Raw genomic sequence first — 15,240 nt, 5'->3', positions numbered from 1 at the left:
CGGTATTCAGCCCTGACAGTATGCACGTTGCTTATAACGCGTTCACAGGCAACAAGGTTGTCATGGTTCTCGACGAGAAGGAAAGCAAACGATATGACGGCATAGGGACGACGATCGCCTTCAGTCCGGACAGCAAACAGGTCGCCTTTAACGCACGCATGGGCAATAGATGGTTCGTTGTTCTCGACGGAAAAGAGGAAATGACATACGACAATATAATGCGGGGCACACCCCTTTTCAGCCCTGACGGTAAGAGGCTTATCTATGGCGTGAAATCCGGCCCCTGGAGATTCGTTGTTCTCGACGGAAAAGATGAAAAACACTACGAATCCATAGGAACGCCTGTCTTCAGCCAGGATAGCCGGCAATTTGCCTATGCTGCCCGGAAGGACGGTATGTGGCTCGTTGTCCATAACACAGGGGAAGGAAGACCGTATGAAGAGATTGTCTCAGTTAATCCGGTATTTAGCCCTGATAGTAAACGGCTCGCCTATATTGTCCAGAGGGGGAAGAAGCGGCTGGCGGTTGTCGACGGCAAAGAAGAGGAGGAATATGACAACATTATTGAGGATTCCCTCACGTTCAGCCCGGACGGGAAACATATAGCTTACATGGTCCAGCAGGCAAATAAGCGCTTTGCCGTGATCGATGGAAAGGAACGGAAAGAGTCCGACATCACATCTCTGCCTGACATGGGAAGGATCGTTTTCGATTCACCGGATACCTTCCGCTACATTGCCGTAAAGGACAATTACATCTTTCGGGTGGAGGAAAAGATAGAGTAGCCTGTCACAGGCCCCGCGTCAGATGAAAAACAAGAAGAAGACCAAAGAACGATCCATTCATGAACCCACGGCAACACACCGGCGGGATGCCGGGCCGGAGAAATCGGGGATCAGTCACAAACAGGCAAAGCATGCCCCAGGCATATTGCATGATGATTACCGCGAGATATTCGATAAAACAAATGATGCCTTTTTCATCCATGATGCGAAAACCGGGGCTATTCTTGATGTTAATGAGAAGATGTGCGAGATGTATGGCCGCACACGGGAGGAAGTCAGGAGGAAGGTTGGCGTAGCGGCAATGAGTGCCAACGTACCGCCGTATACTCAAAAAGAGATCCAGGAATGGACCAGGAAGACTTCCCACGAGGGCCCTCAACTTTTTGAATGGCAAGCCAGACACAAGGACGGCACGGTGTTCTGGGTCGAGGTAAACCTGAAACGGGCCAGGATCGGCAACAAAGATCGCATACTGGCAGTTGTTCGCGACATCACCGAACGCAAGCGGGTGGAGAAGGTGCTACGGGAGAGCGAGAACCAACTCAATGCCATGATACAATCAATCCCTGACCATATGAGCATGATAGACAAAGAACTTAATATTATCTGGGCCAACGAGACCGCTGCAAGAATATTCGGAAGCGATCTTGTCGGCAGAAAATGCCATGAAGTCTATCATAGACGAACAAAATCTTGCGAGCCATATCCATGTATTGTCCTTCAGGCATTCAAGGATGGAAAAATACATGAACACGATATGGAAGTTATCGATATGGAAGGAAAAACAATGCAATTTCATTGTACGGCAAATGTAGCGTTCAGAAATGATAATGACGAACCTGTCGCCGTGCTCGAGATCTCCCGGGACATTACCGAAAGCAACAGATTGAGAGAGGAAATAAGGGCACACCGCGACCACCTCGGCACATTGGTAGCAGAGCGCACGGCACAGATCCAGCAGGAGATTGTCAAAAGAAAGGGAACGGAAGAGCGATACCGTGCTCTCATAGAATCCATAAGTGAGTGGGTATGGGAAGTCGATACAGATTTTGTCCACACGTACGTGAGCCCCAGGGTATTTGACGTCCTTGGCTATAAGCCGGAAGAGCTCATAGGCAAAAGACCTACTGAGGTCATGCCTCCAGAGGAAATAAAAGGGGCAGGGCCCTTGATAAAAAAGATCATGGCTCAGAAAAAACCGTTTTTGTTTTTTTCAAATGTCTGCTACCACAAGAACGGCCGCCTCGTTTACCTTGAAATTAACGGATACCCGTTCTTCGACAAAGAGGGCGCCCTCCTGGGGTATCACGGGACCGGCCGTGATGTTACCGCGCAGAAGAAGGCAATAGAGACGCTGAGGGAAAGGGAACAGGAACTGGCAGCCAAATCCAGAACCCTTGAGGAAGTCAACACCGCCCTCAGGGTGATGTTGAAACAGAGAGAAGAAGACAGAAAGGAACTCGAAGAGCAGTTCGTATCGAATATCAGGGAAATGATTTTATCGCATGTTAATAAAATCCAAAAGGGCCGCCTTGACCCCGCGCACCGGGCCTATCTCGATGTCATCGAAACAAACCTCAAGGAAATAATGTCGCCATACCTGAACACGGTAAGGCAGTTTAACTTTACTCCCAGGGAGATCGAGGTAACATCACTGGTCAGGAACGGTAAGACAACCAAGGAAATAGCGGAAATAATGGGCGTAGCAACAAGTGCCATCGATTCCCATAGAAACAACATACGGAATAAGCTCGGACTGAATAACAAAAAGGCCAACCTCCGTTCATACCTCCTATCGCTCAGATAATACGGTTAATATACCCATATTATAACCATAATAAATCAATATTATACTTCCCCTCGTTGTATGGTAGTGTAAGTTTAGGACTACATGGGGGACTGGGGTTGAGTCGTTATCTGCATAAGTACAGTTTATTCCGGATGCCCATCAGCAACTCCTCATAATGCCGGTAATAACACAAGGCACAGAATGTTTAAAATCATATGTCCGCGTTGCGGCAGGGAAACAGGCATCGTAAACTTTGGGTGGGGATACGTGGCAATTTGCTGTGATACAATCATTTATAACAGCGACAAACTGCCGCCGCAGTGTAATGCGGATGATGTTCCTGCCGAGGATTCTTCTGTGAGTTATTCCCATGTTTATACTAAAGAGGTTTAATACAATTCTTCATGGTAGAAAATAGTCAAACTGACGACAATAAAGGCAAGGTTCTCTGTGAATGGTGCCTGGTGAGAGAGGCTGTAGGGAAATTTTTTGTACCCGGGAAGGGGATTTTTTATCTCTGCGAAGATTGCAGGAGACTCACCACGGCCTTCCCTGCAGAAGAACAGTGAATAATTGATGGGCATCGGTGCCGGACTCTTCCCCGCAAACACGCTCATACGCTCCAGCGGCTTACATTCGCTCGCGTTCGGCTTCGGAACTTTTGCTTCGCAAAAGACCGAGCTTCCTCGCCTCACGACGGTTTGCTACAGGAAAGTCCGACGCCAATGCTAATAGCATATAAATAGGAATATACCGGATTGCATTCAAAAATAGAGCGAGGCGACAAGGAGGAGGCGACGGAGGCGTACATTTAGTACGTCGAGTCGATGACGACGAAGGCAACGAAGCTATATGAATGAATGCAATCCGGTATAAGGCTTACACTGCCATCCTGAATATATCCAGCAGTCCGAAAGGCATGACCCCCATATAAAGGACAAGGAATATAAAGATATAACAGAGCGCCTTCTCGTTGAAGGTAAGCTGGATAGGCTCCGCTGACTCCGCCTCTTTCGAATAGCTCATCCTGACGAGGTTCAGATAATAGAAGATCGATATGGCCGTATTGACGGCGGCGATTATGACGATAGTCAGATGCCCTTCCCTGAATGCGCTCATAAAAAGGAAGAGCTTGCCGGTAAACCCTCCGGTAGGCGGGATGCCTGCAAGCGAAAAGGCTCCAACGGCAAGGGTAAATGCAAGTAGCGGCGCTCTCTTTGAAAGCCCCACAAGATCATCGAGGACAATATTCCTGCCGTCTTTTGAAAGTACGACCAGGACATAGAAACAGGCGAGGTTCATGAAAAGATAGACAGTAATATAATAGATCGCCGATGCATATCCGTCCTTGCTCAACGCCAGCACACCCATGAGCAGATACCCTGCATGGGCAATGCCTGAATAGGCGAGGAGTCTCTTGACATCCTTTTGCACGAGACCGACAAGGTTCCCGAAGGTCATCGATATAGCGGCGAGGACGATGAGAAGGTTGATAAACTGTACCCCTGAGGCATTCGCGAGCATTGTGATCCTGATGAGAAGCGCTGCAGCCCCGATCTTGGGGACCGTGGCGATGAATGTCGTCGTTGTATTGGAAGCCCCCTCATAGATATCAGGCGCCCAGAAATGCATCGGGAAGAGAGAGAGCTTGAAGAAAAAACCTGTCAGGGTAAGGATCAGCGCAAAAACACCGATCGGCTGACCCATGAATCCCGGCAATACCTTCAGTATATCGTTCAAAAAGGTCGATTTCACGATCCCGTACATATAGCTCATGCCGAAGAGCATGATACCTGTCGAGATAGCGCCGAAAAAGAGGTATTTCACCGATGCCTCAAGCTGGATATTTGTTTGCCCCTTACGCAGGGGAACGATAACGTAAAGGCTGTAAGAGGATACCTCCAGGGCGATAACGATCGATATGAGTTCCACGGAACTGACGAGCATCATGAGTCCCAGCGTGGAAAAACCGAGGAACATGATATATTCGGGAAAATATGCCTCTTCAACCTCATTCTGCCTGTCCAGGATAAAGATGACAAGACAGAAGCCATAAGCAATGATGGCCTTGAAGACCTGCGAGAAGAGGTCAAGCCGGTAAGCGCCCGAAAAAAGCTCGCCGCTTGCAAAGACACCGGCAAGGGAGATACCAAAGATGATTATTGAGAGGGATTTGGCAAGAAGAACGATGCCGTCTTTCTTTCTCCCGAGCGAGAGAAAGAGAAACACAATCGAGAAGAGAAGCATCGACAGTTCAGGCAGTATCATTATCATCGATCAACCCCTTAACGGAAAAAGATGTTCATCTGCGAATGAAGGTTCATCAGCGTCTTTTCAATAACCTGCACAAAAGGACGCGGGAAAAGCCCCATCCATATCACAAAGAGAGCGAGCGGCAAAAGATATATGACCTCTCTTGCATTCATATCCGAGATTGCCCGCTTATCCTCTCTCCCCCAGACGATCTGTTTGAGAAGTCTCAGCATATAGGCGGCTGCGAGGAGAGCGCCGACGATAGAAAAGAATCCTGCCAGTTTATTCTGGGAGAATATACCGATGAGAACGTAGAGCTCACCGACAAAATTATTCGTACCGGGAAAAGCAAAGGAGGATATGGAAAAGAGACCAAAAAATCCCACGTATACCGGCATAATCTTCCCAAGGCCCGCGTTATCATATATCTCGCGGCTGTGCGTCCTCTCATAGACGACGCCTACACAGAGAAATAGGGCACCCGTTGTCACCCCGTGGTTGAGCATCTGCAGGAGCGCCCCTTCCCATCCGAAGAGAGTAAGGGAGAATATCCCCAGCGTTGCGAAACCCATATGGGCCACACTGGAATAGGCGATGAGCTTCTTCATATCCGTCTGGCTCAAACAGACAAAACCGCCATAGATGATGCCGATAACGGAAAGCGCGATCATGTATGGCGCGAAAAAGACGCTCGCCTTCGGTGTCACGGGGAGACAGAACCTCAAAAACCCGTATGTTCCCATCTTCAGGAGAACGCTCGCGAGGAAGACGCTCCCTGCCGTTGGCGCCTCGGTATGGGCCGCGGGAAGCCACGTATGAAAGGGGAACATGGGGACCTTTATGGCAAAGGCAATGGCAAAGGCAAGAAATACCCATATCTGGAAAGTAAAGTCGTAGTCACGGAACATCGCATCGGGGATGCTGAATGTGTTTGTCACAAGGTACACGGCGATAATCGCGACAAGGAGGAATACACTGCCGAACAGCGTATATATGAAGAACTTGATGGAGGCATAATCCTTCCGCGGTCCTCCCCATATAGCGATGAGCAGGTACATGGGAATGAGCATCGCCTCCCAGAAGACGTAGAAGAGGATAAAGTCGAGGGCGCAGAAGACGCCGATCATGGCGGTCTCCATAATGAGAAGACAGAACATGAACTCCTTTACCCTGCGCTCGATGGCAGTCCATGAGCAGAGGATGCAAAGCGGGGCAAGAAGTGTTGTCAGGAGGATAAGGAAGATCGTTATACCGTCGATCCCGAGGATATAATTGATGTTATATGATGGGACCCACGGGATGAACTCCCCGAACTGGAACCTGTCCGCTCCGACATCAAATCTGGAAAAGAGAAAAAGGGACAAGGGAAAATTAATAATAGCCGTTATGAGGGCCGTCACTTTAATGCTTCGCTCTCCCCGCATGAAAAGAAGGAGGATCGCCCCTGCAAGAGGAAGAAATATCGCCACCGAAAGGATTGGAAAACTGAGTGTATTCATGATCAGGTATTTATGGAGCGCCGTCGTCATATCGCTACATCCCCCTCAGTACAAACCACAGGATCAGGAAAAACAGAAAGAGAGAAAGGCCGATATAGGCCTGTATCTTTCCTGTCTGGAGCCTTCGCACGATCGAGCCTGCCCCGCGGACGGCGACGGCAGAACCATCAACAACGCCATCAATGACGTTCCTGTCAAAACCATATGAAATACCCGCATTCTTGAAAAGAACCTTTAGACCTACTGTCCGGTAGAGTTCTCCCCAGAAGGTATCGACAACGCTTATCACCCGTTCGTCAAGTTTCATAAAGACCCAGGCGCCTTTCCTGTAAAACCAGTCTATATCGAGATTGAGTTTTGCCTCGGGCTGAAGTTTTTTCACGAGAAGGAAGAAAACAAGCCCCGTGAACGAGAGTATCTGCAGCATCTCCGAGAGATGGGGGAGGGTGTAAGGGTGATATTCCACGGGGAATGGCAAAAGGTCATAGAGTGCCCTGGGGTATACGCCGATAATGAAGCAGAGCGCCGATGTGATGCCCATTGCCCAGAGCATGTTCTTCGGCGGTTCCTTCGTCTTGATCTCCGACTCCTTGCCGAAGAACGTAAAGTACGTGACCTTGAGACCCACAGAGAGGAACGTGCCGATACCCGCAAGGTTCATCCATGACATGAGCATGAGCCTGCCCTTTTCGTGGGCTGACGCGACGATCATCGATTTACTTACAAAACCGCTGAACAGCGGGAACCCTGAAATAGACACGGCCCCGACAACATAAAAGATCATCGTAAGGGGCATGTACTTATAGAGGCCGCCGAGTTTCGACATCTTCGCCGTTCCCGTCATATAGAGAACAGCCCCTGCCCCCATGAAGAGAAGGGCCTTGTACAATATGTGTGCAAAGGCATGGGCACAGGCGCCGTTGAGCGCAAGCTCCGTCCCTATCCCGACACCCGCAACCATGTATCCGACCTGGCTTATGATGTGGTACGCAAGGACCCTCCGCATATCATTTTCTATGACAGCATAGAAAACACCGTAGACGGTCATCGCCGTCCCGAGAATGGCAAGGACCTCGAACCCCGGAAAACCCCGCGCGAGGACATATACGGCCGTTTTTGTTGTGAAGGCACACATGAAAACAGCGCCTTCGACGGTCGCCTCCGGATATGCATCGGGCAGCCACGCATGGAGGGGCAATACGGCGGCATTAAGGGAAAATCCCGCCAGGATAAGGTATTCTGCGAGACCTGCGTTGTCGGGGAATATCCTGTCAAAGACAAGGGTGCCTGTCTTGAAGTAGTAGAACAACATCCCCGTAAAGAACAGGAGACCGCCGAATACGTGCATAAGGAGATACCGGTATCCGGCATCGACGGACCGCTTTTCTTTTCTGTACCAGACAAGGAACACCGACGAGAAGGCCATAGCCTCCCAGAAGATAAAGAGGGTCAGGTAATCCCCGGCGAAGATGGCGCCCAGTGAGCTTCCCACGTAGAAGGCGCCCGCAATGTGATGCCCGTCCTCTTTTACATGGAGCGCATAGAGGGCCCCGAGAAAGGCCATGATAACAAAGACCCAGGCAAAGACAAGGCTCAGCTTGTCCACCCTGCCGAAAACGATGTTCATATTCAGAAACCGGTAGCTCCCGTAGGTGCCGGCGTGCATAAGGGCAACATCGATGATCGAAAGCACCGGGATGAAAAGGATGAAGAACTTCCTCGCTTTCCCTTTCATAAAAGGAAGCAGGAGACTGCCGATATAGAAGAAGATCGCCGGGTGTACCCACCTATCCATAGTAATCCTCGTCCTTTGAAAGAAAGAGATGCGCTATCCCTTTCCCTATCTTTATGAGAAGGAAACAGCCAACGATACTGAACGCCGTCCAGAAGGCAAAGACCTTGTCGATCCAGTAATGGGCATGCGCCTCATCCCTGGGCAGGACCACGTCAAAGATCACTACCGCGACAAGATAGGCAATGAGAACCTTTTTCAGCGTCTTCATGTTCCTTCTCAGGAAGTCAATGTATTTTACAAAGTCCATCTGCCAGCACCTCTTGAAACATTAAATCCTGAACTTGTATATTCTCGGTTCAAACTCGCAACTCGCAACTTGTAACTCGCAACGCTCTTGTCTGTGTTCACGGCATCATCCTCCCGATAAGATTTACGAAGAATTCCGGGAACAGACCGAGCGCAACGGATATGAGGGAGGCAAGGACAATGGGCACCACCATTGTCAGGGGCGCTTCTTTGATATCGCTCCGCTTCCATGCACCCTGTTTGCCCTTGAAGAACGCCTTGAAGGTAATCGGCGCAAAATATCCCGCATTGAGGAGCGTGCTTGCCATGAGGACGATCACTATGGGGATGTTGTGTATCTCAAGGGCGCCGTGGAGGAGGTACCACTTCGTAACAAAACCTGCGACCGGCGGTACGCCGATCATGCTCAGCGACGCTATCGCAAAGGCACCCATCGTGAAGGGCATCGCGTAACCGATCCCCTCCATGTCGCTTATCTTTTTCTTGCGGGTCGCAACAAATATCGCCCCGGCGCAGAAAAAGAGGGTGATCTTGCTGAAACCGTGGTTGACGATATGGATGATGCCTCCGAGTACGCCTGACGCATCGAGGAGCGCCACACCGAGAATGATATAGGAAAGCTGGCTTACCGTTGAATAGGCAAGCCTTGCCTTAAGGTCGTCTTTTGTAAGGGCTATAATCGACGCGAGCAGGATGGTGATGGAGACAAAATAGGCTGTCCAGATGCCGAGGTGAAGGTTATTCAATAGCTCCACCCCGAATACAGAGAGCATGACCCTTGCGATGCAGAATACCCCGGCCTTCACGACCGCCACGGCATGGAGCAGCGCACTTACCGGAGTGGGAGCGACCATGGCCGAAGGGAGCCAGTTATGGAGTGGCATGATAGCTGCCTTCGCAAAACCGAAGAGGAAAAGGATGTACGTGACGGTTATCCAGATGCTGTTTGTATCTTTCGAGAAAATACCGGTCAGGATATTGTCGGAAAAATCGAGGTTTCCTGTCATGACGTACGTCAGGACTACAGCCGGGAGCAGAAGCCCCTTCGATGTCCCCATGAGGTAGACGATATACTTCTTTGCGCCCGCGTATCCTTCCTCGTCCTGATGATGAGCGACAAGTGGGTAGGTAAATATCGTAATGATCTCATAGAAGAGGTAGAGCGAAAAGAGACTCCCCGAATATGAAACACCCTGCGCCCCGAGTATCGCAATGGCAAAACATGTGTAATACCGGGTTTGGGCGTGTTCGTCGAGGGATCTCATGTAACCGATATTGTAGAAGGTGGCAAAGATCCACAAGAACGACGAGACAATGCCGAATATAAGCGAGAGGGCATCAACCCTGAAATTGAGGGAGATACCCGGTGCGATCGTCGAGAGCGTGTAGACGATCCTGTTGCCGCCCATAATATCAGGCACCATCGAAGCGACAGCAATAAAGGTCAGGATCGACCCCGCCACAGACCAGCCTTCACGCAGGTTGGGCCTTTTCCTCGAGAGGGAGATGAGGATAGACACCACGAGTACAATGAGAACAGGTATGAGCGGTCGTATACTCTCTATCTGCATGGTCAGTCTTTCATCTCCTTCAATTGCGATCCTTCAACGTGCCTGAACTTCCTGAAGACGAGTATGATGATGGCAAGCGCTATAGCGGCCTCTGCCGCGGCAATACCCATGATGAACAATGTAAAGGCCATGCCGTTGGCGTTGTCAGGCGCGATGAACCTGTTGAAGGCCACAAGGTTGAGCCCTGCCCCGTTCATGATAAGCTCCATCGATATGAGCATGCTGACAAGGGTCCTCCGGTACACAACACCCAGTATTCCGCAGGTAAGCAGAACGAGACCAACGAAAAGGTATATATTCAAGCTGTTATAAAGTCCCACCCCTGTCATTTTTCACCTCTTGAGTAAAGGGAAAGCATAACAGCGCCGATGATAGCGACAACGATAAGAAGGGAGATGAGCTCAAAGGGAAATGTGAGTCTGTCGAGTAAGAGCCTGCCGATATCCTTTGTCGATACGGTAAACGGCTTTAAAAGACCGGCCCATTGTGTCTTCAATATGATCTTTGCGAAAACAAAGAAAGAAAAGAGTGCTACAACAGCAGCGATGATGAACTTCAGAGGATAGGTCCACTCCTTCGGCTTCTTGTATAACGGACCGACAAGCATGATCGCGAAGGCGATAAGCACCGTAATGGCGCCGACGTAGATCAGGATCTGCATCATCGCCAAAAACGGCGCGTTGAGGTAGATATAAAGTCCGGCGATGCCGAACATAGTAATGACGAGCCCGATCAGGGCGTAGATGATAGAACCTGACAGGACCGTTATCAGGGCCCCTGCCAACGTCACAAGGATAATGAGAATGAATATAATGTCAGCGAAGATCATCCTGCCTTCTTCCTCTTTTCATATTCTTTTACCAGATCGTAATGAAAGTCTTCCCGCCTGTATCCCACAGGATTATAATCATCGGAGAACGCAAGGGCGTCAACGGGGCAGGTCTCCACGCAGATACCGCATTGGCTGCAGGTCGTAAAATCAAGGATATAGGACGTGGCGGTTTTTTTCTTTTCGCCCTCCTTCTTTTCACCTTCTATCTTTTTTATGGAGTTTGATGGACAATTCCTCTCACACATACCGCAGACGATACATCGTGTCCTGTCAGGATTTTCATTATCCCCGACAAGCTTTGTATGACACCGGAAGCGGGGTGAAATGTTTATTAACTGGCGCGGGTACTGGCATGTCACGACAGGGCTGAAGAAGGCCCTGATAGTCACACCCATACCTACAATGAGTGAATAAGCACCCTTTATGATGTCGACAACAACTCTCATGCCGTTACCGAACCTTTATGTTGTGGATTTACTGCATTTTTTTCTAACTCGAAACTCGAAACTCGAAACTCGAAACATATTCTGTTTGTCATAACTTCAGGATCCCTCCTGTCACAAGCAGATTGAGGAAGGAGACCGGTATCAGTATCTTCCAGGAAAAATTAAGGAGCTGATCAAACCTCACACGCGGGAATGTCCATCTGAACCATAGTATGACAAAAACAAGCAGGTAGGTCTTCATGAAAAACCAGATGACTCCCGGCAGTATAGGACCCTGATAACCTCCGAGGAAGAACGTTACGGCGATGGCGCTGACGATAAACATGTTCGTGTATTCAGCAAGGAAGAAAAGGGAAAACCTCATGCCGGAATATTCAGTATGGAAGCCGGCAACCAGCTCACTCTCCGCCTCAGGCAGATCGAAAGGCGTCCTGTTCGTCTCCGCGACGCTGGCAATAAAAAAGATGAGAAAGGCGACAGGCTGATAGATCACAAACCATAATCCTTTCTGCGCTTCCACGATATCCCTGAGAGAGAAAGAGTTCGCCATGAAGATAACGGGCAGAAGCGAAAGCAGCAGGGGTATCTCGTAGGCAATGTTCTGCGCGACGCTCCGCACGGCACCGATGAGCGAGTACTTGTTGGCAGAACCCCATCCCGCGATAAGTATTGACAGAACAGTGAGGGAAGAAAATGCGAGTATAACAAGTATCCCGACATTTATATCCTTGACCTGCAGAAATCCATCAAAGGGTATAACGATAAAGGAGACAAGCACGGGGACGAAGATCAGCGACGGGGCTAAGAAATAGAGGGGTTTCTCGACATTGGCCGGTGTGAGCAGCTCTTTTCCCAGAAGCTTCACGCTGTCGGCAATGGACTGGAGAAGACCGAAGGGACCTACCTCTTTTGGCCCTATCCTTCTTTGCATATGGCCTGCGACCTTCCGTTCTGTCCACGTAAGCATAATAGCATTGCCGAGGACAACAATGAAGACGCCGACAAGGCCCAATACGGTCCTTACCACCTCTTTCCCGACTATCTGCATCAGCGTGTTCAGATCATTCAGCATCTATCCGCTTAACCTTCTTTTTTATTTACTCTCCGCTCTACGCTCTCAGCTCTAAGCTGTTTCACCTGTCTATCTCCGGCACAACAATATCAAAACTCCCGAGCGATGCGATCGCATCGGCGATGAGCACTCCCCGTGCAAGATACGGGAAGACCATGAGGTTTGAGTAAGAAGGCACCCTCCATCTCATCCTGTAAGGCGTATCACTCTCGTCGCTCACAATATATACGCCGGTCTCGCCCCGTGTCGATTCTATGGCGTGGTATATGTCGCCTTTCGGGGGTTTCAGCTTTTTCGGTACTTTTTCGGTCTGGAACGGACCGGAGGGCAGTCTCTTAATACCTTCTTCAATAATGTTGAGGCTGATCTCCATCTCCTTTATCCGCACCAGGTAGCGGTCCATGTTATCCCCTGTATGCCCTGTCGGGATCTCAAAATCGATACTACCGTATGCCTCATAGGGATCAACCTTTCTCATGTCGAAGGGTATGCCGGTGCTCCTGATGGTGGGACCGGAGAATCCGTATTTTCGGGCCTGCTCCTGCTCAAGGATGCCGGTATTTTTCACCCTGTTTATGAAGATCACGTTGCCGGTAATGAGCTTGTCGTACATCACGAGCCGTTCACGCATCCGTTCTATGAAGCGTTTTGTGGCATCGATAAAGCTTTCTTCGTCAATATCATTGTATAGACCGCCAAAGCGGAAATAGCAGTAGGTCAGTCTCGACCCCGTAACATTTTCAAGGATATCGAGGATGTTTTCCCTGTCGTCGAAGGTATACATAAAGGGCGTCAGTGCCCCGAGGTCTGCGGGGAAGGCGCCGAGCCATAAGAGGTGGCTTGCGATCCTGTTCAGCTCACAGGTGATGGTCCTTATATACTTCGCACGCTCCGGGACCGCGATGCCGCATAGTTTTTCAACTGTCTCCACGTGCGCGAGGTTGAAAAACAGCGCCCCCGGATAGTCCATCCTCGCAGGATTCGGCAGGAACTGCGTATAGGTCCTGTTCTCTGCCATCTTTTCGTGCATCCTGTGGAGATAGCCAAGAACCGGCTCCGCGTCAACAATGTATTCCCCATCCATCTTCAGGACGACCCTGAGCACCCCGTGTGTGCTTGGATGCTGCGGACCGAGGTTGATGAAGAAACAATCTTCTTCCTCCTGGGGTTTGAAGGAATTAAGCAATCGTTTGTCATCATCAGGAACAGGGACATGTTCTTTGCGCAGCGGGTAATGGTCGATCCCATCGTGGAGGAAAAGATACGTGAGGTTCGGATGGCCTTCGAAATAGACGCCGAAGAATTCGTGAACCTCCCGTTCATACCAGCGCGCCATTGTATAGACATGGGAAATCGTAGGCGCAACGGGCTTACCAGGGTCAAGCTTCAGTGTCACCTTGATCCGGCACAATTCTTTATGTGTATTAAAGAAATAGACGAGTTCGAGGTATTCTTTGTAATCAACGCAAAAGAGGTCAACAAGATAGAATCCTCTCCTGTCAAGGAACTCGACAATGCTCAGGACGTTCTCTTTCCGGGCGTCTACGGATAAATGATAGCCCTTCTCCGTGTAAGGAGTTTCACGCACATCAACGCTACGAAAGGCATTCGTAATCTCTTCTAAAACAGTCTTTACCATTTCTGTTCCGGTTTCGGGAAGCGGCGCGTCCCCGTAATCTTTTCTTCAAGCTTCATAAGTCCTTCAAGCAGACCCTCCGGTCTTGGAGGACACCCCGGGACGTATACGTCAACGGGGACAAGCAGATCTACTCCTTCAATGAGATTGTACTGACCTTTAAAAACAAAAGGGCCGCCCGATATGGCGCAGTTGCCCATGGCAATGACCCATTTCGGGGAAGGCATCTGCTCATAAAGGGTAACCAGTGTGGGCGCCATCTTTTTTGTCACTGTCCCTGATACGATCATGAGATCTGCCTGCCTGGGGCTTGGCCTGAAGACCTCCGCGCCAAAGCGGGCGATGTCAAAACGGGCCATGGATGTGGTCATCATTTCGATGGCGCAGCATGCGAGGCCAAATGTCACAGGCCAGAGCGAGTTTGCCCGCGCGAGATTGAGGATCTTGTCGAGGACAGCGAATTTTATGATAGGATCTTTCGTTTCCAGGTGAAAACTCCCTTTCCCCAGGCATACACAACTGCCAATGCAAGAATAAGCACAAATACTACCAGGGAATAAAATTCAAATGTATTGCCGCCTTTTGTATAGCTCAACGCAACAGGAAAGAGATAGAGGACGTCAACATCGAAGGCGATAAATATAAGCGCGTAGATGTAATAATGTACGCTATACCGTATCCATGCATTCCCGAACGGTTCTATGCCGCACTCATAGGTAACAAAGGTCTTTTTGCCTACTGTCCTCGGTGAGAGCAGGTAAGCAATGACAATTGGCGACACGGTAAAGATAATTGCCACCACTGAAAAGACTGCGACATGAAAAAATTCCTGTAATGTTTGCATAAGATTAATTAATATCTACAAAGTTTAATTTCCTGTTGTCAATATAAAAAGTGAAAAAATGTACAAACTATTAATCCTATTTTTAATAAAAGGGCAGGAAATGTCCCCAATCTGCCGCTTTCTATATGATACATGAAAAAATTCCTGTAAGGTTTGCATGGTTTCTTTAATATCAACAAAATATCGTCCTGTTGTCAATATAAAAAGTGAAAAAATGTACAAACTATCAGTACGTAGAAACCCTCGTAATTCGTGAATCGTAATTCGTAATTGGATGAACCTTATAGAACGTGAAAAATGGAGGGTGATAGGTAATGGGTGATAGGCCGTGCACTTTGTCATTGCGAGCGGAGCGCGGCAATCTCACTAATAGTTTATACCTTATGAGATCGCCACGTCGCTTCGCTCCTCGCGAAGACAGTAAAGGATGGACTTCTCGCGATGACAACACGTTTTGAACATTTGATATTTG

15 protein-coding genes are annotated in these 15,240 nt (G+C 49.3%); 2 read left to right on the top strand and 13 right to left on the bottom strand.

What is annotated here, in order from left to right; all coding sequences use genetic code 11:
* Both PHU49_03100 and PHU49_03095 read left to right on the top strand, forming a co-directional pair.
* On the top strand, nucleotides 1–785 hold a 785-nt coding region (locus tag PHU49_03100), incomplete at its 5' end, for a hypothetical protein (protein MDD5242984.1).
* 22 nt (nucleotides 786–807) lie between these two features.
* A complete protein-coding gene (locus PHU49_03095; protein ID MDD5242983.1) occupies nucleotides 808–2,592 on the top strand; it encodes a PAS domain S-box protein in 1,785 nt (594 codons plus the stop codon).
* A 371-nt stretch (nucleotides 2,593–2,963) separates the two neighbouring features.
* Here PHU49_03095 and PHU49_03090 read toward each other — a convergent pair whose 3' ends face one another.
* The 13 genes from PHU49_03090 to PHU49_03030 form a co-directional block, all read right to left on the bottom strand.
* On the bottom strand, nucleotides 2,964–3,191 hold the full coding sequence (locus tag PHU49_03090) for a hypothetical protein (protein MDD5242982.1): 228 nt from the start codon (nucleotides 3,189–3,191) through the stop codon (nucleotides 2,964–2,966).
* A gap of 262 nt (nucleotides 3,192–3,453) precedes the next feature.
* Nucleotides 3,454–4,848, bottom strand: a complete 1,395-nt coding sequence (locus PHU49_03085) for an NADH-quinone oxidoreductase subunit N (protein MDD5242981.1) — start codon at nucleotides 4,846–4,848, stop codon at nucleotides 3,454–3,456.
* A gap of 11 nt (nucleotides 4,849–4,859) precedes the next feature.
* A complete protein-coding gene (locus tag PHU49_03080) occupies nucleotides 4,860–6,356 on the bottom strand; it encodes an NADH-quinone oxidoreductase subunit M (GenBank protein ID MDD5242980.1) in 1,497 nt (498 codons plus the stop codon).
* A 4-nt stretch (nucleotides 6,357–6,360) separates the two neighbouring features.
* Complete coding sequence (locus PHU49_03075) at nucleotides 6,361–8,121, bottom strand: Na(+)/H(+) antiporter subunit D (protein ID MDD5242979.1); 1,761 nt, start codon at nucleotides 8,119–8,121, stop codon at nucleotides 6,361–6,363.
* Complete coding sequence (locus PHU49_03070) at nucleotides 8,114–8,368, bottom strand: hypothetical protein (GenBank protein MDD5242978.1); 255 nt, start codon at nucleotides 8,366–8,368, stop codon at nucleotides 8,114–8,116. Before PHU49_03070 ends, PHU49_03075 begins: the two co-directional genes overlap by 8 nt.
* 97 nt (nucleotides 8,369–8,465) lie before the next feature.
* A complete protein-coding gene (locus PHU49_03065) occupies nucleotides 8,466–9,938 on the bottom strand; it encodes a monovalent cation/H+ antiporter subunit D family protein (protein MDD5242977.1) in 1,473 nt (490 codons plus the stop codon).
* A 2-nt stretch (nucleotides 9,939–9,940) separates the two neighbouring features.
* Nucleotides 9,941–10,267, bottom strand: coding sequence for an NADH-quinone oxidoreductase subunit NuoK (gene nuoK / locus PHU49_03060; protein MDD5242976.1), 327 nt, complete (start codon nucleotides 10,265–10,267; stop codon nucleotides 9,941–9,943).
* Nucleotides 10,264–10,767, bottom strand: a complete 504-nt coding sequence (locus tag PHU49_03055) for an NADH-quinone oxidoreductase subunit J (GenBank protein ID MDD5242975.1) — start codon at nucleotides 10,765–10,767, stop codon at nucleotides 10,264–10,266. Before PHU49_03055 ends, nuoK begins: the two co-directional genes overlap by 4 nt.
* Nucleotides 10,764–11,216 (bottom strand): 4Fe-4S dicluster domain-containing protein, encoded by a 453-nt coding sequence (locus PHU49_03050; GenBank protein ID MDD5242974.1) that lies wholly within the window; start codon nucleotides 11,214–11,216, stop codon nucleotides 10,764–10,766. Before PHU49_03050 ends, PHU49_03055 begins: the two co-directional genes overlap by 4 nt.
* Nucleotides 11,217–11,304: 88 nt before the next feature.
* Entirely contained in the window at nucleotides 11,305–12,288 is a 984-nt protein-coding gene (gene nuoH / locus PHU49_03045; GenBank protein ID MDD5242973.1) for an NADH-quinone oxidoreductase subunit NuoH, read from the bottom strand.
* 61 nt (nucleotides 12,289–12,349) lie between these two features.
* The gene (locus tag PHU49_03040; GenBank protein ID MDD5242972.1) at nucleotides 12,350–13,927 is read right to left on the bottom strand and encodes an NADH-quinone oxidoreductase subunit D; all 1,578 of its coding nucleotides are present in this window, start codon (nucleotides 13,925–13,927) and stop codon (nucleotides 12,350–12,352) included.
* Nucleotides 13,921–14,412: an NADH-quinone oxidoreductase subunit B gene (locus PHU49_03035; GenBank protein ID MDD5242971.1), complete on the bottom strand. Its 492-nt coding sequence runs from the start codon at nucleotides 14,410–14,412 to the stop codon at nucleotides 13,921–13,923. The genes PHU49_03040 and PHU49_03035 overlap by 7 nt, the downstream gene beginning before the upstream one ends.
* Nucleotides 14,388–14,768, bottom strand: a complete 381-nt coding sequence (locus PHU49_03030; protein MDD5242970.1) for an NADH-quinone oxidoreductase subunit A — start codon at nucleotides 14,766–14,768, stop codon at nucleotides 14,388–14,390. Before PHU49_03030 ends, PHU49_03035 begins: the two co-directional genes overlap by 25 nt.
* Between the last annotated feature and the right edge of the window lie 472 nt (nucleotides 14,769–15,240).

This window comes from Syntrophorhabdaceae bacterium, assembly GCA_028713955.1.
GTDB lineage: Bacteria > Desulfobacterota > Syntrophorhabdia > Syntrophorhabdales > Syntrophorhabdaceae > UBA5609.
This window is presented reverse-complemented; position numbering and strand designations above follow the sequence as displayed.

What these genes read in the sequence shown, in the direction of transcription:
- PHU49_03095 (MDD5242983.1), top strand. Translation starts at nt 808, where the DNA reads ATGAAAAACAAGAAGAAGACCAAAGAACGATCCATTCATGAACCCACG.
- PHU49_03090 (MDD5242982.1), bottom strand. Translation starts at nt 3,191, where the DNA reads ATGAGCGTGTTTGCGGGGAAGAGTCCGGCACCGATGCCCATCAATTAT.
- PHU49_03085 (MDD5242981.1), bottom strand. Translation starts at nt 4,848, where the DNA reads ATGATAATGATACTGCCTGAACTGTCGATGCTTCTCTTCTCGATTGTG.
- PHU49_03080 (MDD5242980.1), bottom strand. Translation starts at nt 6,356, where the DNA reads ATGACGACGGCGCTCCATAAATACCTGATCATGAATACACTCAGTTTT.
- PHU49_03075 (MDD5242979.1), bottom strand. Translation starts at nt 8,121, where the DNA reads ATGGATAGGTGGGTACACCCGGCGATCTTCTTCTATATCGGCAGTCTC.
- PHU49_03070 (MDD5242978.1), bottom strand. Translation starts at nt 8,368, where the DNA reads ATGGACTTTGTAAAATACATTGACTTCCTGAGAAGGAACATGAAGACG.
- PHU49_03065 (MDD5242977.1), bottom strand. Translation starts at nt 9,938, where the DNA reads ATGCAGATAGAGAGTATACGACCGCTCATACCTGTTCTCATTGTACTC.
- nuoK (MDD5242976.1), bottom strand. Translation starts at nt 10,267, where the DNA reads ATGACAGGGGTGGGACTTTATAACAGCTTGAATATATACCTTTTCGTT.
- PHU49_03055 (MDD5242975.1), bottom strand. Translation starts at nt 10,767, where the DNA reads ATGATCTTCGCTGACATTATATTCATTCTCATTATCCTTGTGACGTTG.
- PHU49_03050 (MDD5242974.1), bottom strand. Translation starts at nt 11,216, where the DNA reads ATGAGAGTTGTTGTCGACATCATAAAGGGTGCTTATTCACTCATTGTA.
- nuoH (MDD5242973.1), bottom strand. Translation starts at nt 12,288, where the DNA reads ATGCTGAATGATCTGAACACGCTGATGCAGATAGTCGGGAAAGAGGTG.
- PHU49_03040 (MDD5242972.1), bottom strand. Translation starts at nt 13,927, where the DNA reads ATGGTAAAGACTGTTTTAGAAGAGATTACGAATGCCTTTCGTAGCGTT.
- PHU49_03030 (MDD5242970.1), bottom strand. Translation starts at nt 14,768, where the DNA reads ATGCAAACATTACAGGAATTTTTTCATGTCGCAGTCTTTTCAGTGGTG.